This window comes from Sulfitobacter sp., assembly GCF_036960155.1.
In the GTDB taxonomy this organism is placed as follows: domain Bacteria; phylum Pseudomonadota; class Alphaproteobacteria; order Rhodobacterales; family Rhodobacteraceae; genus Sulfitobacter.
Genome location: NZ_JBALWB010000001.1, coordinates 239,769 through 263,302 on the forward strand (window position 1 = coordinate 239,769; position 23,534 = coordinate 263,302).

The following is a 23,534-nucleotide window of genomic DNA, read 5'->3' on the forward strand; positions in this document are numbered from 1 at the left end:
GGACATCCCAATATGACCCATATCAACGTCGCAAACCTGACCATTGGCAATGATCTACCCATGACCCTAATCGGGGGCATGAATGTTCTCGAAAGCCGCGACATGGCTATGCAGGTGGCCGAGGCCTATGTGGAAGTCACCACAAAGCTGGGCATCCCTTACGTGTTCAAGGCCTCCTTTGATAAGGCCAACCGCTCGTCTGTGCATTCCTACCGTGGTCCCGGCATGGAAGAAGGTCTGAAGATCTTTCAAGAGATCAAAAGCACCTTCAACGTACCCGTCATCACCGACATCCACACCGAGGCCCAATGCGCGCCCGTGGCCGAAGTGTGTGACATCCTTCAAGTGCCCGCCTTCCTTGCCCGCCAGACCGATCTGATCGCCGCAGTTGCCGCAACCCGCGCTGTGATTAACGTCAAGAAACCCCAGTTCATCAGCCCACCCCAGATGAAAAACATCGTCGAAAAGCTGCGTGAATGCGGCAATGACCAGATCATGCTGTGCGAACGCGGTGCCTGCTTTGGCTATGACAACCTAGTTGTGGATATGCTGGGCATTCGCACCATGCGCGATGTGTCAGACGATGCCCCCATCATCTTTGATGTCACCCACGCGCTGCAAATGCGCGATCCGGGTGGTGCCGCATCTGGTGGCCGTCGTGGACAAGTCGCCGAATTGGGCCGCGCAGGTTTGGGTGTCGGGATTGCGGGCCTCTTTCTTGAGGCACATCCAAACCCTGATAATGCTCTCTGTGATGGCCCAAGCGCGTTGCCGTTGGACAAGCTGGAGCAATTCCTTACCCAGATGAAAGCGGTGGATGATGTGGTGAAATCCTTACCGCCATTGGATATCGCTTAAGACTGAAACAAGCGCAGGTATTCCGTCCAAAAGTGGTCGTTGGTCCAATTTAGTATCGACGGCCGCAGTGTGGACAGATCGGTCATTCGCATCAAATGCACCAATGGCCGCAATCAGCCCTGTTCGGCATTTTGGAAAGCCGCTCGAAGGGGAATAATCAACTCGCAGACTAAAAACTGGTTCCTTGTGTATCCTCCCAGTGACGTCTCAGTTCAGCACCTGTCCCAAGATATTTCTCTTTCAGAGTTTCGCAGGATAGAATTCTGTCGGCTCTGAAATGGCGGAAGTCTTAGCGCAACTCACGCCGCGATGACCGCAGCTTCCGCGTAGTAGATCATGGCAATCGGTCGTATCGTTCGCTCGGTATTCCGGATGTCAGAAAGATCAGCATGCATAGGCGTTTTTACCCCCCAGCTCGACGAGAACAGGGATTTGCCGAGCTCTGTTACCTCGGACAGTTTGCGAGCCGCCCTTGCTGCCACCTGCTCTAGGCCCTTATCGCCTGTGCGGGAAATCATGCTCAATCCAACCGAAATAGCCTCTGCTTCTTCAATATCGAAATTCACTGGTGGGAGGTTGTAACCGCGCTGCATCACATAACCTACACCAGCCTCTCCTTCGATGGGAACACCCATCGTTTAAAGCGAAACTATATTGCGATAAATCGTCCGTTTCGTAACCTCTAAAGCATCAGCAATTTGCTGAGCAGTGCAGGGCTCATTCGCACAGCGAAGCAACTGGATGATCTCAATCATTCGGGTTGAGCGCATTTGATATCCGATCCTACAAATAATAATTACGAATGGCACATCACTGCTGACAGACCCATGTCAGTAGTGTGTCCCTAAAGTGGCTTCCAATGCACAATCGCAAAGGAAATAACGATGGCACAGGATATCCTGAAAGCAGGGTTTGAAACCCGACCAATGACGATGGAGCCGCTTTGGCAGGTCGCCTATCAAGCACCGCAAGAAGATGTGGATCGTATCTTCGGCGAGATCACCAAAACTGTCCCTCTAAAACACGGAAAGACAGACCGTAACGCCTATCAAGCGCGCGGCGGGGTTGAAATTTATCGTCCGCTGGAAGGCACGCCTACAGGGGCGGAAGATGAGGTTCGCCATCGCCCGAATGTTGATGAAGTCCGGTTTTTAATCCCTCGCGATACGGCTGTTCTTGATCAGGTCATCGAGGCAATTTACGAAGTCAGTAGCTATTATGAACCCGTCATAACCGTTCAGGATGTACTGCGCAGCACCTGTAAGGGGCTTGACGATAAAAACAATCCGCATCGCTGGTGGAACAAGAGCGGTGACTGGAAAACATCTAATGACTGACTCTGCCACTCTATCGCCCTCCAGCTACCGGTTGGGCCTCACACTCGTCACCGCCTCTGCTATTGCATGGAGCACGGCTGGCCTATTCACACGCATCATCTCGCTGGATGTCGGCACCATGCTTGTCTGGCGGGGGCTGTTCGGCGCACTTGGCATTCTTGCGGTTGCGATCGCCCTGCAAGGGCGCACGGCTATCAGCGACTATCGCCGCATGGGCTGGCCAGGTTGGCTCTTTGCTGTCGTTTCAGCCTTCGGGATGTTGTGTTTCATCACCTCGCTGCGGATGACGACGGTCGCACATGTGTCGATCATCTACGCAACTGTGCCCTTCGTTGCCGCCGCAATGGCTTGGCTCGTCATCGATGAGCGGCCTTCTAGAAGCGCTATCATCGCAAGTGTGATTTCTCTGGCGGGTGTCGCGGTTATTGTTGGTTTTGGCAGCGAGGGGTCTTTATCAGGCGATGCCCTCGCATTCGGAATGACCCTGTCTCTTGCTGCGATGATGGTGATCTCGCGTCGATACAAAAACATTCCGACAATGCCTGCCGCCTGTGTATCGGCACTATTGAGCAGTGCGGTCGCCATACCCTTCAGTCAGGGACTTGCAGTTGGCGGATATGATCTCGGCTTGCTTGCACTTTTCGGTCTCGTGAACTCCGCTATCGGGCTCGCCTTGTTCACCTTGGGTGCCCGAATATTGCCAGCTATCGAAACGGCTTTAATCGGCGCGCTGGACGCCCCGCTTGCACCAATTTGGGTGTGGTTGTTGTTCGCGGAAACACCGGGCGTCGAAACCACGACAGGCGGAGCAATCGTGTTTGCTGCGGTGCTGACGCATATTTTGCTACAAAGACGGCGCTAAAGGAGGTGCGCACTATCTACACCGAAGCTGACATTCAAACGCAGTGCAGCATCCGGTAAAGTGGGCTCGAAGCGGTCTTTCCATGCGCTTAGCATCAGGTCCGGTTTCCGGCAAAAGTTCAACAGCTCAGAGATAGAATAAGCGCCGCTTTGCAGCAGCGCCTTCTATATATCTAAAACCGAGAAACCCTTCAGAGGTTTTCAGCCTGCGGCATCCCTAACACGTGGTAACCGCCGTCAACGTGGATGATCTCGCCCGTGGTGCAGGCGCCTGCATCAGAGGCCAGATAAACCGCCGTGCCACCAACCGCTGCCAGCGTCGCGTTCTCACGCATTGGGGCATTCAGACCTGTGTGCTTGTAAGTCTTGCGCGCACCGCCAATAGCGGCCCCTGCCAATGTCTTCATCGGGCCAGGCGAAATCGCGTTAACACGGATGCCTTCAGGACCCAGATCATTCGCTAGATAGCGCGTAGCGCTTTCAAGTGCCGCTTTGGCCACACCCATGACGTTATAGTTTGGCACAACCTTGTTAGAACCTTGATACGTGAGCGTCAGCAGCGTGCCGCCATTCTCATTCATCATCGGATGCGCACGGCGCGCGACCTCGATAAAGCTATAGGCTGAGATATCCATCGAGTGTTTAAAGTTCGCGCGGCTGGTGTTCAGGAAACGGCCTGTCAGCTCGGATTTGTCGGAAAACGCAATGGCATGAACCACAAAATCAATTGTCGGCCAACGCGCGCCCAGCTGGTCAAACGCCGCATCCAGCGACGCATCATCCGTCACATCCACATCAACCATAAAGTCAGAACCAACGCTCTCAGCCAGTGGCTTGAGGCGTGTGCCAAATGCATCGCCCTGATAGGTGAACGCCAATTCAGCGCCCGCCTCGGCCATTGCTTTTGCAATGCCCCATGCGATTGAGCGCTCATTTGCGACGCCCATAATTAGTCCGCGTTTTCCGCTCAGCATTCCGGTCATTATTTGATCCTAACCTTGGTATTTCGAGAGGATCATTGATCCGTTAGTGCCGCCAAACCCGAACGAGTTGGTCATCACCGAGTCTAGGCCCGCACCGTCTACGCGCGTCGTTGCGATCTCGGCTGGGTCCAGACGATCGTCGAGTTCCTGCACGTTGATGGACGGCGCGATGAAATCACCTTCCAACATCAACAGGCAGAAGATTGCCTCTAATGCACCCGCAGCACCCTGCGCGTGGCCTGTCATGGACTTGGTTGAGCTAACGGGCGGCGTGCTGCCTTGGCCAAATACGCGGCGGACTGCTTCGATTTCACCCACGTCACCAACAGGCGTCGAGGTGCCGTGTGCGTTGATATAGCTGACCTTGCGGCCTTCTGGCAACGATTGCAGCGCAAGGCGCATTGCGCGCTCGCCACCTTCACCACTTGGGGCAACCATGTCGTGGCCATCAGACGTCGCAGCGTAACCCGTGACTTCGGCGTAGATTTTGGCACCGCGCGCCAAGGCGTGTTCCAAGTCTTCCAGCACAACCATGCCGCCGCCGCCGGAGATAACAAAACCGTCGCGGTTTTGGTCAAACGCGCGAGAGGCCAGCTCTGGTGTGTCATTATATTTGCTGCTCATCGCTCCCATGGCGTCAAACAGACAGGACAGCGTCCAATCTAGCTCTTCTCCACCACCAGCAAACATGACGTCCTGTTTGCCCATCATGATCTGTTCAGCCGCGTTACCGATGCAATGCAATGAGGTCGAGCAGGCCGAGGTGATGGAATAGTTGATGCCTTTGATTTTATAGGCCGTGGACAGGTTCGCGCTCACTGTTGAGCTCATGCATTTTGGCACTGCAAACGGCCCGATGCGTTTGGTCGCGCCAGTGTTTTTGACAACATCATGCGCCGCCAGCATGGCCGACGTTGACGGCCCACCAGAACCTGCAACCAACCCTGTGCGCGGGTTCGAAACCATTTCTTCGCCCAGACCAGAGTCTTCAATCGCCTGACCCAGCGCAAGGTAGGCATAAGCCGCGCCATCGCCCATAAAGCGGAACGTGCGCTTGTCGATATGCTCGGACGGTTTGATTTTGAGAGTACCAGCAATCCGGCTGCGAAAGCCGTGCTCGGTCATGGATTCAGAGGCGACAATACCGCTGGTGCCCGCTTTCAACGATGCTTTGACCTCGGTTGCATTGTTCCCGATGGATGAGACAATTCCCAGCCCTGTGACGACGACGCGGCGCATATGCAGCACTCCCTAAACTTCTCTGCCCCTTCTTAGGACAGGCCCGCAGCACGGCGCAAGCAACTCGCCCCACCCTACCGCTATGAGAGCGTTAGCGAATTTGGGTGCAAACTTCAACGGATGGCTGGCATTTTGATATCCTAAACGCTGCACATGCATCTCGTCAAAAACAGTGATCGGTTCCAAGAGCACTCAAGGTAGTGTTGCTGATTGAGGGCAGATCCACTTTGCTGACAAAGTTGCCTGTAGAAATGAAGGCGCGTGTGCAGCATGTTTCCAATTTCATCTTGTCTTTGGCATCTCTGTTAGATCAAGCAACACCGTTAGGCGATCATCACTGAACTGAGCGGGAGTTACTTTAAGACTTTGTGGCCCTGGTCCCTTTAGGGAGCGCCCCCAAAGATCAAAATGAGTTCCTTGGCAAGGATCAAAGAATCCCTCGTAATCTCCAGTTTTGCTCAACACAATGCAGCCTATCCCGTCGACGTTTACTGCGCTAGCAATGAACCATTCTAAACGTGTATACGCATCTGCGCCAATTTCGAGTGCTAGCGTCCCGTCGGTAAGCGCTGTCGACCACTCTTCTCTTGAGATTTCCGGCTCAAGCTGCGCCATCGCAGTAGCAATCTCTTCTAGGTCACGGTGCCAGACAACAATTGGCTTCTGGTCAACGTGAAACACGGTGACATCGCCGGGTTCCAATTCATCTATCCAAATTCTGTGTACGTTGGTTCGATACTTTGCCTTCACGTCAGCTGTTGGCTTCATGCTGGTAAAGAGAAAATGTCCACCTATGATCACTCCCAGCAGCAGCCACCCTGCTGTCATGTAATAAAGCGTGACGCTCTTCTTTTTCATTTTGTTCTTACTCTATCAAAAGCTCAAGCTGTCACCGCTTTCTGAAAGTGCGGTTGTTACTGGACTTAACCATTGGCACCCTCAGAAGAAAGCAGTTTAAGAGACAGCCCGCTGTCCCAATCACCCTAGGAGAACAAGATAGGCTTGGGATCAGACCGAACCATCATTAAGACAAAACAAAAACACCACCGTTTGCTTCATCAGGCAAACGGTGGTGTTCTGGGACACCATATCGTGACGCGCTTTCTCAGGTTAACAGAGTTAGCTCTGGCTCAATGCCACCCTCAGTCCTTTGACCTCGTAAATCACTTCGCCGTCTGCCTCGACGATACCATTCGCCACCCCCATGGTGAGGCGTCGTGTTTGGAGCGCTTTGGTGAAATCAATTTTGTAAGTGAGCATTTTACGGTCAGGACGCACCATGCCCTTTAGCCTCACTTCATCAACGCCAACAGCCATGCCGCGTCCCAGCCAGCCGCGCCAGCCAAGGTTGAACCCTGTCAGTTGCCACAAGCCATCAAGGCCAAGGCATCCGGGCATGATCGGGTTACCCGGAAAGTGGCAATCAAAGAACCAAAGATCAGGGGTGATGTCGAACTCGGCCACGATGTGACCTTTGCCATGTTCGCCGCCATCGCCGGAGACTTCGGTGATGCGATCCATCATCAGCATGGGCGGTGCGGGCAGCTGTGCATTGCCCTCACCAAATAATTCTCCACGCGCACATTTCAGCAAGTCTTCTTTGTCAAAGCTCGTTGGGTAGTCTGCCATGGGGTATCTCCTGCGCGATTTTATGTTGTTTTCCACCTAACACCGAGGCTTACGCGGCTGCAAGGGGGAGCTAATTGTCGCAGCACCTGCTGCAATGCACTGTTCAAATAGGCACTATCGGCTCATTTTACATGTCATGAATACCCTCAGGCAGCATTTGCAATTGAAATTGCCGCCCTTCGCACTCTATATTGCAACTACTTCGCAACGAGGCAGATCATGTTTGATACCCACCTAGAAACCGGAACCAAGTGGCTTGCGACTGCAGGCCTGCGCCCAACGCGTCAGCGTGTGGTACTGGCTTCGCTGCTTGTGGGAGATGGCCAGGACAGGCATGTCACTGCCGAAAGCCTGTTTGATGCGGCCAAAGATGGCGGCGATAGCGTTTCCCTAGCGACGGTTTACAACACCTTGCGCGCGTTCTGCGATGCAGGCCTGCTGCAAGAAGTCACCGTTGATGGCTCGCGCAGCTATTTCGATACAAACACTCACGACCATCCACATTTCTTTTGGGAAGACGAAGCGCGCCTAACGGATGCGCCTTCAGACCAGTTGGTGATCGCGCAACTTCCCGATGCGCCCGAAGGTGCCGAGATTGCGTCAGTGGATGTTGTAATCCGGTTGCGCAAAAAAGCGTAAGCTCGACAGACCGTCGATCACTCAAGCCTGTAATTAAAAAAATGCGCCATCCGATGTTTCGGACAGCGCATTCGTTTTTGCAAAACCGTTTCAGGACACATTGATGTACAGCGCCCCCTGATTAGGGATTATGCCGCGTCGATTTTCATCAGTTCGATATCAAACTGTAGGTCTTTGCCCGCCAGTGGATGGTTGGCGTCTAGCGTTACAGTTGCCTCATCCACTTCAACCACAGTCACAGGCATTGCCTGCCCGTCTGGTGTTTGCATTTGCAACTGCGTGCCAACTTCCAGCGGGATGTCTGCAGGAATGCCTTCGCGAGGCACAGCTTGGCGCATTTCAGGGTTCAACTGGCCGTATGCATCATCGGCACCAATTTTCACGATCTTTTTATCGCCAATTTTCATGCCAGGAATCGCAACATCCAAACCCGGAATGATCTGACCTGAACCTACTTCAAACTGCAGCGGTTCGCGCCCAGCTGAGCTGTCAAAGGTGCTGCCATCCAAAAGTGTACCTGTGTAGTGCAAATGCACAGTGTCGCCTGCCTTAACTTCGGCCATTGTTCGTCTCCATTCTGATCGGGGAAAAGGGGTAGAGGCCGCGTATCTGCACGGGTGCTCCAAAAGATGGCCATATCTTTTCAAGCCCTGCACAAAACCACAACCCCCATTTCGCCCTTTTCCAGACGCCACCCCCATGCAAGTGTACGATAAATTGACCCGAAAATACGCGGAGCCCTTATGCCTATCACCACCTGTATCTTCGATGCCTATGGCACATTATTTGATGTGGCCGCTGCCGCGCGCCAAGCAGCCAGCGAGCCCGCTTACGCCGCCATAAAAGATGACTGGCCCCAATTGGCCGAGCATTGGCGCCTCAAGCAGTTGCAATACAGCTGGCTGCGCGCTGTGGCCGATGCCCATTGCGATTTCTGGCAAGTCACGCAAGAAGGCCTTGATTGGGCGTTAGAAAAGACAGGCCATGGCGGAGATGCGCCGCTGCGCGAACGGCTGTTGCAACTTTATTGGGAACTAAGCGCCTACCCTGAGGTACCTACAATGCTTCACGCTCTAAAGGACGCAGGATTGAATACGGGCATCCTTTCCAACGGCTCACCCGCAATGCTGCAGGGTGCGGTGGACAGCGCAGGCATTGGCGGTGTCTTGGACGCACTCCTGTCCGTAGAAAGCGTTGGCATCTTCAAACCGGATGCGCGCGTTTATGATCTGGTAGGGGCCGAATTTGGCTGTGCCAAAGAGGAGGTTTTGTTTGTATCCTCCAACGGATGGGACGCTGCAGCCGCAACTGGTTATGGCTTCACCACCGCTTGGGTGAACCGCGGTGGCGATCCAATGGATCGACTCCCATGGAAACCCGCCCACATGCTAAGCGATCTCACGGGCATCCCCGCACTGGCAGGGATCTAATGGCAAACTTCACCACCTCAGACGGGCTTTCGCTGTATTACACCGACGAAGGCGCTGGCTTGCCGATCCTGTGTCTTGCCGGATTGACCCGCACCACTGCCGACTTTGATTATGTGACCCCGCACCTCAGCGATCACCGCTTGATCAAACTTGACTACCGTGGGCGTGGGAAATCGGATTTTGATCCCAATTGGAAGAACTACACCCTTCCCGTCGAATGCCGCGATGTGATCGAGCTGCTGGATCATTTGGGTCTGGAGAAGGTTGCTATCATCGGCACATCGCGTGGTGGGCTAAATGCGATGGGTCTGGCGATGGGGGCCAAGGATCGCTTGCTAGGTATTGCACTTAATGATGTAGGGCCTGTGATCGATCCCAAAGGTATAGAGACCATCAAAGATTACATTGGCCGTAATCCCGCCGCCAAAACTTTTGAAGACGCCGCAGCCGCGATGGCGCAGGCCTTTCCCGAATTTACCAATATGCCCGAAGGCCGCTGGCTGGAAGAAGCGCGCAAACACTACACACAAGACGCCGATGGCCTGCACATCACCTATGACAAACGTCTGCGCGACGCGGTGCTTGCCGCTGGTGAGCAGATGATGCCTGATCTGTGGCCGTTCTTTGATGCGATGGCGGATCTGCCGCTGGTGTTAATCTGGGGCCTGAACTCCAACCTGTTATCAGTTGATACAGTAACAGAGATGCAAAAACGCCGCCCTGATATGATCTTGGGCCGCGTTCCTGATCGGGGCCACATCCCATTCCTAGATGAACCCGAGGCAGTCACAGCCCTCAATAAATGGATCGAGGCCATGTTATGAATATTGAAATGATCCGCGCAGCTGCCGCCCGCATTCACGGTCACGCCCTGCGCACCCCACTGCTAAACTCCGGCTTCCTTGACGAAATCGCAGGCCGACGTGTTTGGATTAAACCTGAGTGTTTACAGCACACCGGGAGCTTCAAATTTCGCGGAGGTTATAGCGCTCTTAGCGCCTTGGACCCTGCAATCCGCGCCAATGGTGTCATTGCGTTTTCATCTGGAAACCACGCACAAGGCGTCGCACTTGCTGCGCGCATGCATGGCACGTCAGCTGTGATCATCATGCCATCGGACGCACCTCAGCTTAAGATCGAAAATACGCGTGCGTACGGTGCCGAGGTTGTGTTGTACAAACGTGGTTCTGAAGACCGCGACGAAATCGGTGACCGTCTCAGCCGTGAGCGCGGCCTGACCTTGGTAAAACCCTTTGACGAACCGCAAGTCATCGCGGGGCAAGGCACCACAGGGTTGGAAATCGCTGAGGACGCAAATGCGATGGGCATCACCAACGCAGACGTCATTGTGTGCTGCGGTGGCGGTGGACTGACCTCAGGAATTGCGCTCGCGCTAGAGGCCGACGCCCCTACCTTGCGCGTGCGCCCCGCTGAGCCTGAAGGATTTGACGATGTCGCCCGCTCGCTGCGATCAGGTGTGATCGAAAGCAACACTGCCACATCAGGTAATATTTGCGACGCCATCATCACACCTCGAGCTGGCGATATCCCCTTTCCGATCATGAAGCGGCTATGCGGCCCCGGCCTTGTCATTAACGAGACCGAGGCGCTTGGCGCGATGGCGCAGGCGTTCTTGCGCCTTAAGTTGGTCGCCGAACCCGGCGGTGCCGCAGCCCTTGCTGCAGCCCTGTACCGGCGCGACGAAATCAAAGGGGATGACGTTATCGTCACAATATCAGGCGGCAACGTGGATCCTGCCATGTTCGCCCGTGCATTGGAGCAGTTATGACCCGTTTCACCATCGCAAGTTTTAACGTTAAAAACCTGATCGGCGCAGACAAGGAATACTACCAGTTCCAATCCTACACCCCAGAGGAATACGCGTGGAAACGCGATTGGCTTGCGGATCAGATGGTCACGCTGGACGCCGATATTGTTGGTTTCCAAGAGATATTTGACGAAGACAGCCTGCGCGACATGATCACGCTGGCTGATAAATACGGCGACGATCACAACGAATTTTCACTGCCCGATGGCAGCAAACGTTATCGCAAACGCGCGATTTTTGATAAACTGGCCTATGGCAGCTACCGCGATGCCGAAATCGCATTTGCGCCCAATATGCACGACGGTGAACCGGGCCATCGCCGCCCCGGTTTGGCTGTTTTGTCACGCTTTGGATTTGTCGGTGAACCTGAAATTATTCAGGACTTAGGCCAGCCCTTGGACATCCCCTTTGCGGATGGTGACGAAGACGGCGGCTTTTTCCGCATCAGCCGCCTTAGCAGACCCATCCTAAAGGTGCGCGTCCCTGTTGGGGATCACGTGATCACGGTCTTTAATTGCCACCTCAAGTCCAAGCTGGGCGAATTTGTGCGCCCAAGTGATGGTGGCCCTGCTCCTGAAAGCGACCTAACACAATACGATGCCGTAGGGCGTGCGCTGGGATCAGCGCGTGCCGCAATGCGCCGCATGGCCGAAGCATGGGTTTTGCGCGGTGCAATCGTACAAGAACTGCAGGCCGGCAATCCGGTAATGGTGTTGGGTGATTTTAACGATGCCGAAAACGCAGTGAGTTCGGAAATCATCAGCGGGGAGCATCCTTTCAAGAATTATCAGTGGATGTTGCGCCATGACGCAGAACATCGCGGCGATCGTTATTCCGAAAAAGACGCCAAACAGATCACCGAAGATATCGAAACCGTGCGCCTGCACGCCGCTGAAAAACTGTTCACCCGCAAATCCCTGCGCGACATGGTTTTCACCGCAGCCTTTGGCGGCGTCTACGAAAGCATTGACCAGATTTACATGTCCCGTCATTTCCTACCCGAAACTTCCGATGGCATTGGCGAGATGGAGTACTTCAGCGTGCTCAACGATCACCTAACCGATGGCAGCCACCCCGAAGCGCCCTATAATAAGCTGGCCTCGGATCACGGCCAGATTATGGCACATATCAAGCTCAAAGGAGAGAAGTGATGCAGTTATTTGATGCTGGCGATGTACGTCTACACTACCGCGTAGATGGCCCTGCAGATGGTGCTCCGGTTGTTTTTGCCAACTCCCTTGGAACGGATATGCGGTTGTGGGACCCTATCCTGCCACTGCTGCCCAAGGGCCTGCGCATCATTCGCTATGACAAACGCGGTCACGGCCTTTCTACTGTACCAAAGGGGCCTTACTCGATGGGCGCTCTTGTTGGTGACTGCGAGAAATTGCTTGATCACCTAGAGGTACGTAATTGCGTTTTTGTCGGCCTTAGCATTGGCGGTATGATTGCGCAGGGACTTGCGATCAAACGGCTCGATCTGATCCGCGCCGTTGTGCTGAGCAATACAGCAGCCAAAATCGGCAATGCAACCATGTGGAATGATCGTATTTCAGCCGTGAACGAAAATGGCATCGAAAGCCTTGCTGATAGCGTGATGGAGCGTTGGTTCTCAAAGGAATTCCGCAGCGATCCTCAGATCGAACTTTGGCGCAACATGCTGGTCCAGCAGGCCAGCGATGGATATACGGGCTGCTCAGCAGCAATTTCAGGGACTGATTTCTACACCCCCACCAGTGGCTTGCGGTTGCCCTGTTTAGGGATCGCAGGTGCCGAAGATGGCTCAACTCCGCCAGATCTGGTGCGCGAAACAACCGATCTGATCCCCGGCTCAAAATTCCACCTGATCCGGCGCGCTGGCCACCTGCCCTGTGTTGAACAGCCCGAAGAATACGCGCAAGTTTTGTCTGATTTCCTCACTGGTGTTGGTCACGTCTGACAGATACGACAAGGCACCAAGTAAGAACACAGACGGAGCAGACAGACCTATGGCAGCCAGCGTTTTTGACAGCCCCCTTTTCGCACATTTGTTCCCGACAGGTGAGGCCGGAAGGTTATTCTCAGACACGGCCGCCTTGCGCGCAATGTTGTTGGTCGAGGGCGCACTGGCCCGCGCGCAGGGTGAACAAGGCATCATTCCAGAACTAAGCGCCAAAGCGATCCAGCGCGCGACAATGGAAATCCAAATTGATCCGGGTGCCATTGCCCGTGCCACTGGTGAAAATGGCGTTAGTGTTCCGGGCCTTGTGGCCGCATTTCGTGCCGAAATGAATGCGCCCGAACACGCGCAATTTGTGCATTGGGGCGCGACCTCGCAAGATGTCATTGATACGGGTCTGATGCTGCGCCTGCGCCAATTACTGCTGTTGGCCGAACAAGATTTGCGAGACATCATTGCAAATCTTGCAAGCCAAGCAAAGCAACATGCGCAAACGCCAATGGCCGGACGTACCTATGGGCAGCAGGCGACGCCAACCAGTTGGGGCGCTGTGGTGGCCGACTGGGGCTATGCGCTGTGTGACCTAGTAGAGGCCCTGCCCGCCTTGCGCGATTCCTCGTTGCTTGTGTCTCTGTCTGGTGCTGCGGGCACCTCATCCGCCCTTGGACCTCAGGCGGCTGAAACCCGCGCGGCATTGGCCAAAGGGCTAGGGTTGAACGATCCCGCGCGCAGCTGGCATGTTGATCGTGGCCCTATCCTGCGAATTGCCGATTGGTTGGTGCAGGTCGTATCCACCTTGGCCCGCATGGGGGCTACACTGGTGGCCCTTACGGGCACAGAAACAGGCGAAGTGCGCCTTGGCGCGGCTGGCGCGTCCTCAACGATGCCGCAAAAACAAAACCCTGTAGCGCCTTCGGCGTTGCACGCATTGGGACATCAGGTAACGGGCCTGCGCGCGGCATTGGCCCCCGCAACCTCGCATTTGCACCAACGTGATGGTGCCGCGTGGTTTACCGAATGGATGGTTCTGCCGCAAATTGCACTCAACGCCGCAAGCGCATTGCAACACGCAAAATCGCTGACCAAATCGATGTCGCCAGATACAGTCAGAATGGCGGCCACATTGAATGGCGGCCTTGGCTTGATCCACGCCGAAGCGCTCAGCTTTGCACTGGCGGCCAAAATGCACCGCCCCCAAGCGCAAGCGCTCACCAAAGAATTATGCCGCGCCGCTCAAGACAAAGGCGTACCTCTGGAAACACTGGCGCGCGAAGCCCATCCAGATTTGTCCAAAGACCTGTTTGATCCAACACAGGCACTTGGCCTAGCCCCCCAAGAGGCCCGCGCATTCGCTGCCCGTGCTCAAGAGTTAAAATAACATGCGTCTGCCCATTATCTTTATTCTGCTGACCGTAATGATTGACGCCATTGGCATCGGTTTGATCATACCTGTCATGCCCGATCTGATCCAAGAACTGGGCGGTGGAACATTGTCACAAGCGGCCATTTGGGGTGGAATACTTTCGACAACCTTCGCGGTGATGCAGTTTCTTTTCGGGCCAGTGATCGGCGGGATCTCAGATCGTTTTGGCCGCAGGCCTGTTCTACTCATTGCGCTGACGGTGATGGCGCTTGATTATGTTTTGATGGCCGTTGCTGGGGCCATGTGGCTGCTTCTGGTCGGGCGTGTCATTGGTGGTATTACCGCTGCGACCCAATCAACGGCGAGCGCGTATATCGCCGACATTTCTGCCCCCCATGAGCGCGCTGCACGGTTTGGCCTTGTTGGTGCAGCCTTTGGTGCCGGATTTGTCCTTGGCCCAATTACAGGCGGTTTATTGGCAGAATACGGGACCCGCGCACCCTTCTGGCTTGCTGCAGGATTGGCATTTGCAAATGCTGTGTTTGGCTGGTTTGTCCTGACCGAAACTGTAACCGACGCAAACCGCCGCAGCTTTAACTGGCGGCGTGCTAACCCACTGGGCGCGCTTCGCTCTTTAGGTAAACTGCCCGGTGTGACCAAACTGCTGTTTGTGTATTTCCTATACCATGTCGGTTTTGCGGTTTATCCCGCTGTCTGGTCCTATTTTGGCAAAGAACGCTTTGATTGGTCACCTGCTACAATCGGCCTTTCCCTTGCGCTGTTTGGTATTGCAATGGCGTTGGTTCAGGCGGGCCTCATCAGGCCATTCCTAAAGTACTTTGGCGAACGCGGAACGGTCATTGCAGGTCAGCTTTTCAGCATACTTGCGCTTGTTAGCATTGCATCGATGACATCTGGGTTTTGGGTCTTGGTTTTCACACCTGTTGCTGCATTGGGCGGAATTATCCCCCCCGCACTCCAAGGCATCATGTCAACCCGTGTCGCTGATGACGCCCAAGGAGAACTTCAAGGCGCGCTTACATCCGCCTCAGCATTGGCCATGATCCTATCGCCTTTGGTGATGACATATACGTTTGCACAGTTCACCGATGCACAGGCCCCTATCTACTTGCCAGGCGCTCCATTCCTGCTTGCTGCTGCGCTGAGTATTTTAGGATTAGCCGTTGTGCTGGCGAGCCGTCGCAAAAACTGACCCTACGTCCAAGTTATAGGACCGAATAATGCTTGTCCGGAATCATGATCTGGGCAAACACTGTTGCGTGACATGTAACAAGGACGTCTGATGAAAAAGATTAAAGCCGCCGTATGCCATGAATTTGGCGCGCCCCTCACTATCGAAGAAATCAACCTGCGTGCGCCAGAGGCTGGCGAGGTAGAAGTTACGCTGGATGCCGTGGCCATTTGCCATTCAGACATCTCCTTTGCCGAAGGCGCATGGGGTGGTTCGCTGCCTGCGGTTTATGGCCATGAAGCTGCTGGCAAAGTCGCTGCAGTTGGCACTGGCGTAAACGGTATTGCCATTGGTGACAGCGTCATCGTGACGCTCATTCGGTCATGTGGGACATGCCCCTCATGTGCAGGTGGCACGCCTACCTTGTGTAGCACCCCCTATGATGGCGACCATGGACCGATCAAAACAGCGGACGGCGGAAAACTCCATCAGGCGATGGCCTGCGGTGCATTTGCCGAAGCTGTTGTTGTTGACCAACGGCAGGTTGTGAAGATCGGTGAGGACATCCCAAAAGAATGTGCAGCCCTTATCGCATGTGGGGTCATCACTGGCGTTGGTGCAGTTGTGAATGCAGCCGGATTGCGCGCAGGCCAAGATGTTGTTGTGATTGGCGCAGGCGGTGTTGGCCTTAACGCGATCCAAGGCGCACGCATTGCTGGCGCGCGGCGCATCGTAGCTGTCGACATGAGCGAAGAAAAACTGGCCATTGCACGCGAATTTGGCGCAACCGACGGCGTGTTGGCAACAGCAGACGCCCCATGGAAAGATGCAAAGCACGCAATGGGCCGTGGCGCGGATGCCGTGATTGTCACCGTGGGCGCGATCCCTGCCTACGATTCTGCCCCCAACTACCTCGCCTACGGCGGTAAGGTTGTGATGGTTGGCATGCCCCACTCTGGCGCAACCGCAACCTATGAGCCCGTCAATCTAGCGGCGGTAGGTCAAGGAATGATTGGTTCGAAAATGGGTGATGTTGTGATCCAGCGGGACATCCCATGGATGGTCGATCTATATACCCAAGGGCGTTTGAAGCTCGACGAGCTCATCTCGGACCGTTGGAATCTGGAACAGATCAACGAAGCGATTGCCGATACAAAAACAGGCAACGCGCGGCGCAATGTAATTTTGTTCAATAAATAGACGGTCCAAACCACCGCGAACTATAGGCTGGCAGTTAATGTCAGCCTGTTCAAGATGACCGATAGGAAAACCGAAATGCAGCTCAAAGACTTGGACATCATCGTCACCGCACCGCCTGCCCCCGGTTGGGGGGGGCGGTATTGGATATTGGTCAAACTCACCACGGCGTGCGGGATTGTCGGATGGGGCGAATGCTATGCCTCCTCCGTCGGACCCGAAGCAATGCGCGCCGTCATACAGGACGTGTTTGACCGCCATATGGCCAACGATAACCCTGAAAATATCGAGATGATGTTCAGGCGCACCTATTCCTCTGGCTTCACCCAGCGCCCTGACCTTACGGTGATGGGAGCATTTTCGGGCTTAGAAATTGCATGCTGGGACATTCTAGGCAAAGCCCGTGATCGCCCTGTCTATGCTTTGTTGGGCGGCGTCATGAACAAACGTGTGCGCGCCTACACCTACCTCTACCCCCTTCCCCACCATGACCTAACCGCCTTTTGGACCTCACCCGAGATGGCCGCCGAAAGCGCGTTGGACGCAGTGAACCGCGGCTATACCGCCGTAAAATTTGACCCCGCAGGCCCTTATACTGGCCGCGGCGGTCACATGCCCGCAATGAGTGACATCAGCCAATCCGTCGCCTTTTGCCGTGCGATCCGTGAGGCCGTGGGTGACCGTGCTGACCTGTTGTTTGGCACACATGGACAATTCACCACTGCGGGTGCAATTCGCCTAGGGCAAGCGATAGAACCCTATAGCCCGCTTTGGTACGAAGAACCTGTACCGCCGGACAGTGTAGCCGAAATGGCCAAGGTCGCAGGCGCGGTCCGCATTCCGATCGCCACAGGCGAGCGTCTGACAACCAAGGCCGAATTTGCCCCCGTCCTGCGCAATGGCGCTGCAACGATTTTGCAACCTGCCTTGGGCCGCGCTGGTGGCATCTGGGAGATGAAAAAGGTCGCGGCCATGGCCGAGGTCTATAACGCGCAAATGGCACCACATTTGTATGCGGGACCTGTTGAATGGGCCGCCAACATCCATTTTGCAGTGAGCATCCCCAATCTGCTCATGGCCGAAACCATCGAAACGCCATTCCATGATCAACTGATCAAGGGCAGCATCCGCGTTGAAGATGGTTTTGTTACTGCTCCAACTGCACCTGGTTTGGGTATTGAAGTAGACGAAGAATTGGCCCGCGCGCATCCCTACACTGGCGATGGCCTGCATCTGGAAATGCAGGAAGCGCCCTGCGACTACGTCAACGGGAACAGCTTTGAGGGCGGCGCACCTGCTCCCAAAGACTAACCAACTGCTTAGAAACAAAAAGCCCGCGCAACACCGTTGCGCGGGAGGTAGTACTCAGGAAGTTACTGGTTACTGGGAAAAGTCTTAGAAAAAGGCCTGCAAACCTGTCTGCGCGCGGCCCAAAATGAGCGCGTGAACATCGTGCGTACCTTCATAGGTATTCACAGTTTCAAGGTTCATCATGTGACGGATCACTTGGAATTCGCCGGAAATACCGTTGCCACCATGCATGTCACGGGAATGCCGCGCAATCTCAAGCGCCTTGCCACAGTTGTTGCGTTTGATGATTGAAATCATCTCAGGCGCGGCGTTTGCGGCGTCCATCAGGCGGCCCACTTGTAACGCGGCCTGCAAACCCAACGAGATTTCGGTCATCATGTCGGCCAGTTTCTTCTGGAACAGCTGTGTCTGCGCCAAAGGTTTGTTGAACTGGTGACGGTCCAAGCCGTACTGACGTGACGCATGCCAGCAGAACTCAGCCGAGCCCATAACACCCCATGCAATGCCATAACGTGCACGGTTCAAGCACCCAAAAGGGCCTTTGAGGCCCTGAACATTTGGCAGCAGTGCATCATCGCCAACTTCCACGTTGTCCATCACGATTTCACCCGTAATCGATGCCCGCAGCGACAGTTTATTGCCGATCTTGGGGGCAGAAAGCCCCTTCATCCCTTTTTCAAGGATGAAGCCTCGGATTTTGCCGCCATGTTCTTCGGATTTGGCCCAAACCACAAAAACATCTGCAATCGGTGAATTTGAAATCCACATTTTGGAGCCAGTGATCTTGTAGCCATTCGCCGTCTTAACAGCGCGGGTTTTCATACCCGCTGGATCAGATCCCGCATCAGGTTCGGTCAGGCCAAAGCAGCCAATGAATTCACCGCTAGAAAGTTTCGGCAGATATTTCATGCGTTGTTCTTCGGAGCCATACGCATAGATCGGATACATCACCAAAGAGGACTGCACAGACATCATCGAGCGGTAACCGCTATCGACCCGCTCAACTTCGCGTGCGACCAAACCGTATGAAACGTATGAGCCACCCAGCCCGCCGTATTCTTCCGGAATAGTGACGCCCAACAGGCCCATGTCACCCATTTCACGGAAGATGCCCGCGTCGGTTTCTTCCTCGGCAAAAGCTTTGATCACGCGCGGTTGCAGCTTTTCTTGCGCGTAGGATTTCGCACTTTCCATGATCATCCGCTCGTCTTCTTGCAGCTGATCCTCCAACCGCAATGGATCAGACCATTCAAAATTACCCAAATCAGGGGCGTCTTTGGCTTTGAGGATGGGAGCTTCGGCGTTCATGGGAGAATCCTTCGGTAGAAATTACAGTATATTTAGCCTCTTCATTGCATATTTTTGTGCAAAGCTCTAACGATGCTTACTCCTCTACTCATGAGTTTTTGTAATACATGATTGCCCCACGCCGCTATCTCCCCTCCATCTCGGCGCTGCTTGCGTTTGAAGCATGCGCCCGGTTGGGCAGCGCCACGCAAGCCGCGACAGAGCTGTCTTTGACCCAATCAGCCATAAGCCGTCAAATCAAAGCCCTTGAAGGGCAACTGGGTGTAGATCTCATGTCACGGCAAGGGCGTCACCTTGCCCTGACACTTGCAGGAACGGAATATGTGCGTGAAGTGCGCGAAATCCTACGGCGGCTGGCAGGTGCGTCCTTAAATGCGACAACCGAGGCACAATCTGGTGCACTGGCGCTGGCCATTTTGCCTGCCTTTGGCATGCATTGGCTCGCCCCGCGCCTTGCAAACTTTGCGGCCGACCACCGCGAAGTCACGGTAAATCTATCAACGCGGTTACAACCGTTTGCATTGGGGCCCAGCCCGTTTGATGCCGCCATCCATTTTGGTCACGAAGATTGGCCCGGCGTTCATTACATGCCCTTGATGCCCGAGATCGTGGTCCCGGTTTGCGCACCTGACTTAGTCGGAGCACCCTTTAGCGATCCAAAGACATTATTGGACCACCCGCTTTTGCATCTGGAAACCCGTCCGCGCGCATGGAGCCGTTGGTTTGACACCGTGGGCCACCCTTGTGATCCCCCACACGGCATGATGTTTGATCAATTTGCGACAATGGCACAGGCCGCATTGCATGGGCTGGGCATCGCCCTTCTTCCCACATTTGTGGCCGAACCCTACTTAAAGGACGGCCAGCTTATCCTTGCCTCCGACAAAACCACCGAAAGCATCGGCAGCTATTACCTTGTTTGGCCCGAAGACCGCCCTGCGCCGCCACCGCTGGTTGCCTTTTGTGCGTGGCTCAAGCAGCAAATACACGACACGTAAGGCGTTAAAAACAAGGTTAACGAAATAACGACAATGCCCAACTTCGGCCACATTCGCTGGCTATACCCGAATTTCGTGAAGGTGGGGGCCGACACCAAGGAGCATAGCAATGCTTAGCAAAATTTTTATGCGCGCGGCCATCGCAGCTGTCGCACTATCAGGTACCGCAGGCTCCGCCTCTGCCGAAGAATACCACATCTTGATGATGGATTACGCATTCTTTCCAGAGGTCAGTTATGTTGAACCTGGAGACGTGATCATTTTTGAAAACATTTCCGGAAGCACCCGTACCGTCGTTGCCGAAGACGCTACTTGGACTGTTGCGGATCTAGCTGATGGATCAACAGCATCCCTGACAATTCTTGAAGACATGCCAAACGCATACCTTAGCATGGTTCCAGGTGGCAGCGAAGACGAGGTCGACGCAGACGGCAATGTCCAAGTTGTGGGTCGTATGAACTTCAGCGGCCCTCCTGTCGCCGTAGAAAACTAAACAACACTGAATTGCGTCAGACTGAACCATCTTCAAACGGCTCCCAAGGCTCGATCAGTTCTGGGCCGGATGCGCGGTTTGAATTCACTGCGCGATCGACCCTATGCCAATGCAGCACATCATCGGCAGCCGCCCGCATCAGCGGAGCGGCGCCTTTGCCGTTTTCGCCAAGCCAAAGCGCGCGGTCGCAGACCTCAATGATAACGGGCATCCTATGATGGATTGTCTGCATCGGCGTATTTGCGGCTATGGTTAACGCGGCTACAGTACGCATGTCTTCGCCAGTGTCGGGATCACGCCAACCCTGCCACAATCCGGCGAACGCCAGCGGCGCACCATCGCGGCGGGTAATGTACCACGGGTCACGACCGCCCAGCGCATCTTTTGTCCACTCATAGAAACCATTCGCCACCACCAACACCCGCCTGTCATGTACTGCGGACCTGAAGGCTGGTTTTTCCAGTATCGTTTCGGCGCGGGCATTGATCAGCAAAGGGCCATCATTGGGCTTTTTATACCACGACGGGATCAGCCCCCACCGCATGGCCTCCATCTGGCGTGGCTGATCAGAGCCACCTGTAACCACGGCCACCTGTGTTGTCGGGCAGATGTTATAATTCGGACCCACAGGTAGGGTGTTTGCCGGAGCCGCTTCAAACATTTGCGCCATCGCTTCGGGTGGCAAGGTCACAGCCATTCGTCCACACATGCGGGCAACTCCATTCTGTATTGGCGTCAGGGTAGCGCAGAAATGCGGCCGTAGAAAATGCCCAATGCGCATCTTTCGGATCGCTTGCGCAGTCGACGCTCCGCCATAGGAGGAAAAAAGGAGACATCACATGAACAAAATTACCTATACTCCACTCGCTACAGACTATGTCGAGGCCATGCGAAATGGCGCGCCCGACGCCTATGGGCTGCCCGCCGAACACGCAACCTCGGACGGAACAGGACTGCCGTGTCGCCATTGCCTAGACGACATCCCCGCTGGTGCCGACATGTTGATCCTTGCACATCGACCGTTTGAGGCATTGCAGCCATATGCTGAAACTGGTCCGATATTCTTGTGCGGTGATGCATGTGTTGCCTACGCGGGGGACGCCGTGCCACCAGTCCTAAGCTCAAGAGCGGGATATCTGTTAAAGGGATACACCGCAGACGAGCGCATCCGCTATGGCACAGGCAAAATCGTAGCCCCTGCGGATTTGTCCGAATATGCGGCAGAGCTGTTGGCGCGCGACGAGATCGCATTTGTTGACGTGCGATCCGCTAGCAACAACTGTTTTATGACGCGCATCACGTAGCGCACATAAAAATGGCGCGCCCAATCAAATGGACGCGCCTTTCTTAAGCTATCAAAACCACTTTATTTCAGAGTGATACGGCCGTCCGTAAACGGCTTATAAGGAGCATTTGCCGCAAGAAATTCTGCGGTGACATCAGCCAGATCAGGTCCAAAGTCATACGCGTTTGCTGCAGTTTTAAACATTTTATAACCGTCGCCACCATTGCGTACATAGTTGTTGGAAACAACGCCGTACACTTTGGCCATATCAACAGCTTCGCCGCCGATCATCACATCAGAAACACGGCTGCCCGCCTCTGCTGCGCCATCAAAGGCAAATGTCATACCTGCAACCTGCGGGAAGCGGCCAGCGCCCTCTTCCACTTGACCTACGCCATTCTCAAGCGCCTCAACCAGCACCGCGCCTGTGACCTGAAAGGTCGACAGCGTGTTCTGGAACGGCAGAACCGTCAGGACTTCACCCATGGTGACTTCGCCAGCATCAATAGACGAGCGAATACCGCCACCATTCTGAATTGCAACTGTAATGCCTTGGTCCGCAACACGGGCCAGCATCGCATCAGCAATCAGATTGCCCATTGCGCATTCCTGCGCGCGGCACACTGAACGATCACCTTCAATCGCTTCGGCTGTTTGGGCCACAACCTTGTTACGGATTTCCTCAAGTGGCGCAGCCAATTCTGCAACCCGCGCTACAGTGGTTGCATCTTCGTTCACGCCAGCATCGATCAGGATCGGCTCACCTTTGGCTTCGGTGATGTTGCCTGCATCGTCAAAGGTGACGTTTAGTTCACCCAAGTATTTCCCGTAGGCATACGCCTGCACAATTGCCGTTGCGCCAACCATCGTCGGATACGGCCCTTGGGCGCGTTCATTGGTGTTGCTGAGCAGCGTATTTGAGTGCCCCCCAACGATTACGTCAACGCCAGTTGTCCCAGCCGCAACCTTTTGATCAACTGCATAGCTGGAGTGGCTGAGCACGATGATCTTATTCACGCCCTGCGCTGTCAGCTTATCCACTTCGCCCTGCACAGCAGCAATTGGATCAGAAAAGCTCACGTTATCACCCGGGCTTGCCAGCTCGTCTGTGTCTTGTGGTGTAAGACCGATCATGCCGATCTTTTCGCCACCACGTTCAATCACTGTGGATTTCGCAAGCTTACCTGCCAGCAGGGGTTCGGCGCTTACGTCGGCATTGGACATAAGAATTGGAAAATTGATTGCATCCATAAAGCCGGCCAAAACTTCGGGGCCGTCATCAAATTCATGGTTGCCTACGGTCATGCCATCATAACCGAGTTTGTTCATCATCTCGGCGGCCATTTTGCCTTTGTAATAGGAATAGAAAAGCGTGCCCTGAAACTGGTCTCCACCGTCTACTAGGATAGAGTTATTGGTCCGTCCACGTGCATCAGCAATGGCTGTGACCAAACGCGCGGTTCCTCCAAAACACTTGCCTTCCGCGTTGTCTTCGGCGCCGCAAGGACCATCATATTTGCTGATCGGTTCAAAACGCGCGTGAAAGTCATTGGTGTGCAAAATTGTGACCGAGTAGTCGGCAGCAGCCATGCCAGCCGTCAAGCTGAGTGCAGCCGCGCTCAAAAGGAATCGTTTCATGATAGT

Annotated in this window: 26 protein-coding genes; 16 read left to right on the forward strand and 10 right to left on the reverse strand. The window is 54.6% G+C overall.

The window, feature by feature from the left end:
- Positions 1-12 precede the first annotated feature (12 nt).
- Positions 13-858 (forward strand): 3-deoxy-8-phosphooctulonate synthase, encoded by an 846-nt coding sequence (gene kdsA, locus V7775_RS01030; protein WP_335749996.1) that lies wholly within the window; start codon positions 13-15, stop codon positions 856-858.
- A gap of 299 nt (positions 859-1,157) precedes the next feature.
- Here kdsA and V7775_RS01035 read toward each other — a convergent pair whose 3' ends face one another.
- Together V7775_RS01035 and V7775_RS24675 are read right to left on the reverse strand one after the other, a co-directional pair.
- On the reverse strand, positions 1,158-1,493 hold the full coding sequence (locus V7775_RS01035; RefSeq protein ID WP_335749997.1) for a helix-turn-helix transcriptional regulator: 336 nt from the start codon (positions 1,491-1,493) through the stop codon (positions 1,158-1,160).
- Between the two features lie 3 nt (positions 1,494-1,496).
- Complete coding sequence (locus V7775_RS24675; protein ID WP_443070072.1) at positions 1,497-1,628, reverse strand: HTH domain-containing protein; 132 nt, start codon at positions 1,626-1,628, stop codon at positions 1,497-1,499.
- 114 nt (positions 1,629-1,742) lie between these two features.
- Between V7775_RS24675 and V7775_RS01040 the strand changes: the two genes are divergently transcribed.
- Together V7775_RS01040 and V7775_RS01045 are read left to right on the forward strand one after the other, a co-directional pair.
- Entirely contained in the window at positions 1,743-2,195 is a 453-nt protein-coding gene (locus V7775_RS01040; protein WP_335749998.1) for a hypothetical protein, read from the forward strand.
- Complete coding sequence (locus V7775_RS01045) at positions 2,188-3,057, forward strand: DMT family transporter (protein ID WP_335749999.1); 870 nt, start codon at positions 2,188-2,190, stop codon at positions 3,055-3,057. The genes V7775_RS01040 and V7775_RS01045 overlap by 8 nt, the downstream gene beginning before the upstream one ends.
- A 190-nt stretch (positions 3,058-3,247) precedes the next feature.
- Here the strand turns inward: V7775_RS01045 and V7775_RS01050 are convergent, their stop codons facing one another.
- From V7775_RS01050 to fabA, 4 genes are all read right to left on the reverse strand, one after another.
- Positions 3,248-4,039: an enoyl-ACP reductase FabI gene (locus tag V7775_RS01050; RefSeq protein ID WP_335750000.1), complete on the reverse strand. Its 792-nt coding sequence runs from the start codon at positions 4,037-4,039 to the stop codon at positions 3,248-3,250.
- 9 nt (positions 4,040-4,048) lie between these two features.
- The gene (fabB, locus tag V7775_RS01055; protein ID WP_335750001.1) at positions 4,049-5,278 is read right to left on the reverse strand and encodes a beta-ketoacyl-ACP synthase I; all 1,230 of its coding nucleotides are present in this window, start codon (positions 5,276-5,278) and stop codon (positions 4,049-4,051) included.
- Positions 5,279-5,560: 282 nt separating this feature from the next.
- Positions 5,561-6,136, reverse strand: coding sequence for a ubiquinol cytochrome C oxidoreductase (locus tag V7775_RS01060; protein WP_335750002.1), 576 nt, complete (start codon positions 6,134-6,136; stop codon positions 5,561-5,563).
- 261 nt (positions 6,137-6,397) lie between these two features.
- On the reverse strand, positions 6,398-6,907 hold the full coding sequence (gene fabA / locus V7775_RS01065; protein ID WP_335750003.1) for a bifunctional 3-hydroxydecanoyl-ACP dehydratase/trans-2-decenoyl-ACP isomerase: 510 nt from the start codon (positions 6,905-6,907) through the stop codon (positions 6,398-6,400).
- Positions 6,908-7,126: 219 nt separating this feature from the next.
- On the opposite strand from fabA, the gene irrA reads away from it, so the two are divergent.
- Positions 7,127-7,546 carry an iron response transcriptional regulator IrrA gene (gene irrA / locus V7775_RS01070; protein ID WP_335750004.1) on the forward strand — a complete coding sequence of 140 codons (420 nt, stop codon included), beginning with the start codon at positions 7,127-7,129 and terminating at the stop codon, positions 7,544-7,546.
- A 128-nt stretch (positions 7,547-7,674) separates the two neighbouring features.
- Here irrA and V7775_RS01075 read toward each other — a convergent pair whose 3' ends face one another.
- The gene (locus V7775_RS01075; RefSeq protein ID WP_335750005.1) at positions 7,675-8,109 is read right to left on the reverse strand and encodes an FKBP-type peptidyl-prolyl cis-trans isomerase; all 435 of its coding nucleotides are present in this window, start codon (positions 8,107-8,109) and stop codon (positions 7,675-7,677) included.
- Between the two features lie 180 nt (positions 8,110-8,289).
- Here V7775_RS01075 and V7775_RS01080 point away from each other — a divergent pair, with 180 nt between their 5' ends.
- The 9 genes from V7775_RS01080 to V7775_RS01120 all read left to right on the forward strand — a co-directional run bounded on the left by V7775_RS01080 (position 8,290) and on the right by V7775_RS01120 (position 17,806).
- The gene (locus tag V7775_RS01080; protein ID WP_335750006.1) at positions 8,290-8,976 is read left to right on the forward strand and encodes a haloacid dehalogenase type II; all 687 of its coding nucleotides are present in this window, start codon (positions 8,290-8,292) and stop codon (positions 8,974-8,976) included.
- Entirely contained in the window at positions 8,976-9,800 is an 825-nt protein-coding gene (locus V7775_RS01085) for an alpha/beta fold hydrolase (RefSeq protein ID WP_335750007.1), read from the forward strand. Before V7775_RS01080 ends, V7775_RS01085 begins: the two co-directional genes overlap by 1 nt.
- Positions 9,797-10,765: a threonine ammonia-lyase gene (locus V7775_RS01090; protein ID WP_335750008.1), complete on the forward strand. Its 969-nt coding sequence runs from the start codon at positions 9,797-9,799 to the stop codon at positions 10,763-10,765. Before V7775_RS01085 ends, V7775_RS01090 begins: the two co-directional genes overlap by 4 nt.
- Complete coding sequence (locus V7775_RS01095; protein ID WP_335750009.1) at positions 10,762-11,955, forward strand: endonuclease/exonuclease/phosphatase family protein; 1,194 nt, start codon at positions 10,762-10,764, stop codon at positions 11,953-11,955. Before V7775_RS01090 ends, V7775_RS01095 begins: the two co-directional genes overlap by 4 nt.
- A complete protein-coding gene (gene pcaD / locus V7775_RS01100; RefSeq protein ID WP_335750010.1) occupies positions 11,955-12,743 on the forward strand; it encodes a 3-oxoadipate enol-lactonase in 789 nt (262 codons plus the stop codon). Before V7775_RS01095 ends, pcaD begins: the two co-directional genes overlap by 1 nt.
- A gap of 49 nt (positions 12,744-12,792) precedes the next feature.
- Complete coding sequence (locus V7775_RS01105; RefSeq protein WP_335750011.1) at positions 12,793-14,121, forward strand: lyase family protein; 1,329 nt, start codon at positions 12,793-12,795, stop codon at positions 14,119-14,121.
- Position 14,122: 1 nt separating this feature from the next.
- Entirely contained in the window at positions 14,123-15,319 is a 1,197-nt protein-coding gene (locus V7775_RS01110; protein WP_335750012.1) for a TCR/Tet family MFS transporter, read from the forward strand.
- Between the two features lie 90 nt (positions 15,320-15,409).
- Positions 15,410-16,498 carry a Zn-dependent alcohol dehydrogenase gene (locus V7775_RS01115; protein WP_335750013.1) on the forward strand — a complete coding sequence of 363 codons (1,089 nt, stop codon included), beginning with the start codon at positions 15,410-15,412 and terminating at the stop codon, positions 16,496-16,498.
- 75 nt (positions 16,499-16,573) lie between these two features.
- The gene (locus V7775_RS01120; RefSeq protein WP_335750014.1) at positions 16,574-17,806 is read left to right on the forward strand and encodes a mandelate racemase/muconate lactonizing enzyme family protein; all 1,233 of its coding nucleotides are present in this window, start codon (positions 16,574-16,576) and stop codon (positions 17,804-17,806) included.
- Between the two features lie 84 nt (positions 17,807-17,890).
- On the opposite strand, the gene V7775_RS01125 is transcribed toward V7775_RS01120, so the two are convergent.
- Positions 17,891-19,114, reverse strand: a complete 1,224-nt coding sequence (locus tag V7775_RS01125) for an acyl-CoA dehydrogenase (protein ID WP_335750015.1) — start codon at positions 19,112-19,114, stop codon at positions 17,891-17,893.
- 107 nt (positions 19,115-19,221) lie between these two features.
- Between V7775_RS01125 and V7775_RS01130 the strand changes: the two genes are divergently transcribed.
- Positions 19,222-20,112, forward strand: coding sequence for a LysR substrate-binding domain-containing protein (locus tag V7775_RS01130; protein WP_335750016.1), 891 nt, complete (start codon positions 19,222-19,224; stop codon positions 20,110-20,112).
- Positions 20,113-20,221: 109 nt separating this feature from the next.
- Positions 20,222-20,605, forward strand: coding sequence for a cupredoxin domain-containing protein (locus tag V7775_RS01135; RefSeq protein ID WP_335750017.1), 384 nt, complete (start codon positions 20,222-20,224; stop codon positions 20,603-20,605).
- A gap of 16 nt (positions 20,606-20,621) precedes the next feature.
- Here the strand turns inward: V7775_RS01135 and V7775_RS01140 are convergent, their stop codons facing one another.
- The gene (locus V7775_RS01140; RefSeq protein ID WP_335750018.1) at positions 20,622-21,314 is read right to left on the reverse strand and encodes an SOS response-associated peptidase; all 693 of its coding nucleotides are present in this window, start codon (positions 21,312-21,314) and stop codon (positions 20,622-20,624) included.
- Positions 21,315-21,444: 130 nt separating this feature from the next.
- Here V7775_RS01140 and V7775_RS01145 point away from each other — a divergent pair, with 130 nt between their 5' ends.
- A complete protein-coding gene (locus V7775_RS01145; RefSeq protein ID WP_335750019.1) occupies positions 21,445-21,909 on the forward strand; it encodes a DUF1203 domain-containing protein in 465 nt (154 codons plus the stop codon).
- Positions 21,910-21,971: 62 nt separating this feature from the next.
- Here V7775_RS01145 and V7775_RS01150 read toward each other — a convergent pair whose 3' ends face one another.
- Positions 21,972-23,528 carry a bifunctional metallophosphatase/5'-nucleotidase gene (locus V7775_RS01150; protein WP_335750020.1) on the reverse strand — a complete coding sequence of 519 codons (1,557 nt, stop codon included), beginning with the start codon at positions 23,526-23,528 and terminating at the stop codon, positions 21,972-21,974.
- Positions 23,529-23,534 lie beyond the last annotated feature (6 nt).

Excerpts from the sequence above, each read along its gene's own strand:
- irrA (WP_335750004.1), top strand. The coding sequence starts at position 7,127 with ATGTTTGATACCCACCTAGAAACCGGAACCAAGTGGCTTGCGACTGCA.
- V7775_RS01150 (WP_335750020.1), bottom strand. The coding sequence starts at position 23,528 with ATGAAACGATTCCTTTTGAGCGCGGCTGCACTCAGCTTGACGGCTGGC.
- V7775_RS01125 (WP_335750015.1), bottom strand. The coding sequence starts at position 19,114 with ATGAACGCCGAAGCTCCCATCCTCAAAGCCAAAGACGCCCCTGATTTG.
- V7775_RS01045 (WP_335749999.1), top strand. The coding sequence starts at position 2,188 with ATGACTGACTCTGCCACTCTATCGCCCTCCAGCTACCGGTTGGGCCTC.
- V7775_RS01090 (WP_335750008.1), top strand. The coding sequence starts at position 9,797 with ATGAATATTGAAATGATCCGCGCAGCTGCCGCCCGCATTCACGGTCAC.
- V7775_RS01050 (WP_335750000.1), bottom strand. The coding sequence starts at position 4,039 with ATGACCGGAATGCTGAGCGGAAAACGCGGACTAATTATGGGCGTCGCA.
- V7775_RS01035 (WP_335749997.1), bottom strand. The coding sequence starts at position 1,493 with ATGGGTGTTCCCATCGAAGGAGAGGCTGGTGTAGGTTATGTGATGCAG.
- fabB (WP_335750001.1), bottom strand. The coding sequence starts at position 5,278 with ATGCGCCGCGTCGTCGTCACAGGGCTGGGAATTGTCTCATCCATCGGG.
- V7775_RS01135 (WP_335750017.1), top strand. The coding sequence starts at position 20,222 with ATGCTTAGCAAAATTTTTATGCGCGCGGCCATCGCAGCTGTCGCACTA.
- V7775_RS01095 (WP_335750009.1), top strand. The coding sequence starts at position 10,762 with ATGACCCGTTTCACCATCGCAAGTTTTAACGTTAAAAACCTGATCGGC.
- V7775_RS24675 (WP_443070072.1), bottom strand. The coding sequence starts at position 1,628 with ATGCGCTCAACCCGAATGATTGAGATCATCCAGTTGCTTCGCTGTGCG.
- kdsA (WP_335749996.1), top strand. The coding sequence starts at position 13 with ATGACCCATATCAACGTCGCAAACCTGACCATTGGCAATGATCTACCC.
- fabA (WP_335750003.1), bottom strand. The coding sequence starts at position 6,907 with ATGGCAGACTACCCAACGAGCTTTGACAAAGAAGACTTGCTGAAATGT.
- V7775_RS01110 (WP_335750012.1), top strand. The coding sequence starts at position 14,123 with ATGCGTCTGCCCATTATCTTTATTCTGCTGACCGTAATGATTGACGCC.
- V7775_RS01080 (WP_335750006.1), top strand. The coding sequence starts at position 8,290 with ATGCCTATCACCACCTGTATCTTCGATGCCTATGGCACATTATTTGAT.
- V7775_RS01060 (WP_335750002.1), bottom strand. The coding sequence starts at position 6,136 with ATGAAAAAGAAGAGCGTCACGCTTTATTACATGACAGCAGGGTGGCTG.
- V7775_RS01120 (WP_335750014.1), top strand. The coding sequence starts at position 16,574 with ATGCAGCTCAAAGACTTGGACATCATCGTCACCGCACCGCCTGCCCCC.
- V7775_RS01145 (WP_335750019.1), top strand. The coding sequence starts at position 21,445 with ATGAACAAAATTACCTATACTCCACTCGCTACAGACTATGTCGAGGCC.
- V7775_RS01085 (WP_335750007.1), top strand. The coding sequence starts at position 8,976 with ATGGCAAACTTCACCACCTCAGACGGGCTTTCGCTGTATTACACCGAC.
- pcaD (WP_335750010.1), top strand. The coding sequence starts at position 11,955 with ATGCAGTTATTTGATGCTGGCGATGTACGTCTACACTACCGCGTAGAT.
- V7775_RS01130 (WP_335750016.1), top strand. The coding sequence starts at position 19,222 with ATGATTGCCCCACGCCGCTATCTCCCCTCCATCTCGGCGCTGCTTGCG.
- V7775_RS01115 (WP_335750013.1), top strand. The coding sequence starts at position 15,410 with ATGAAAAAGATTAAAGCCGCCGTATGCCATGAATTTGGCGCGCCCCTC.
- V7775_RS01040 (WP_335749998.1), top strand. The coding sequence starts at position 1,743 with ATGGCACAGGATATCCTGAAAGCAGGGTTTGAAACCCGACCAATGACG.
- V7775_RS01140 (WP_335750018.1), bottom strand. The coding sequence starts at position 21,314 with ATGTGTGGACGAATGGCTGTGACCTTGCCACCCGAAGCGATGGCGCAA.
- V7775_RS01075 (WP_335750005.1), bottom strand. The coding sequence starts at position 8,109 with ATGGCCGAAGTTAAGGCAGGCGACACTGTGCATTTGCACTACACAGGT.
- V7775_RS01105 (WP_335750011.1), top strand. The coding sequence starts at position 12,793 with ATGGCAGCCAGCGTTTTTGACAGCCCCCTTTTCGCACATTTGTTCCCG.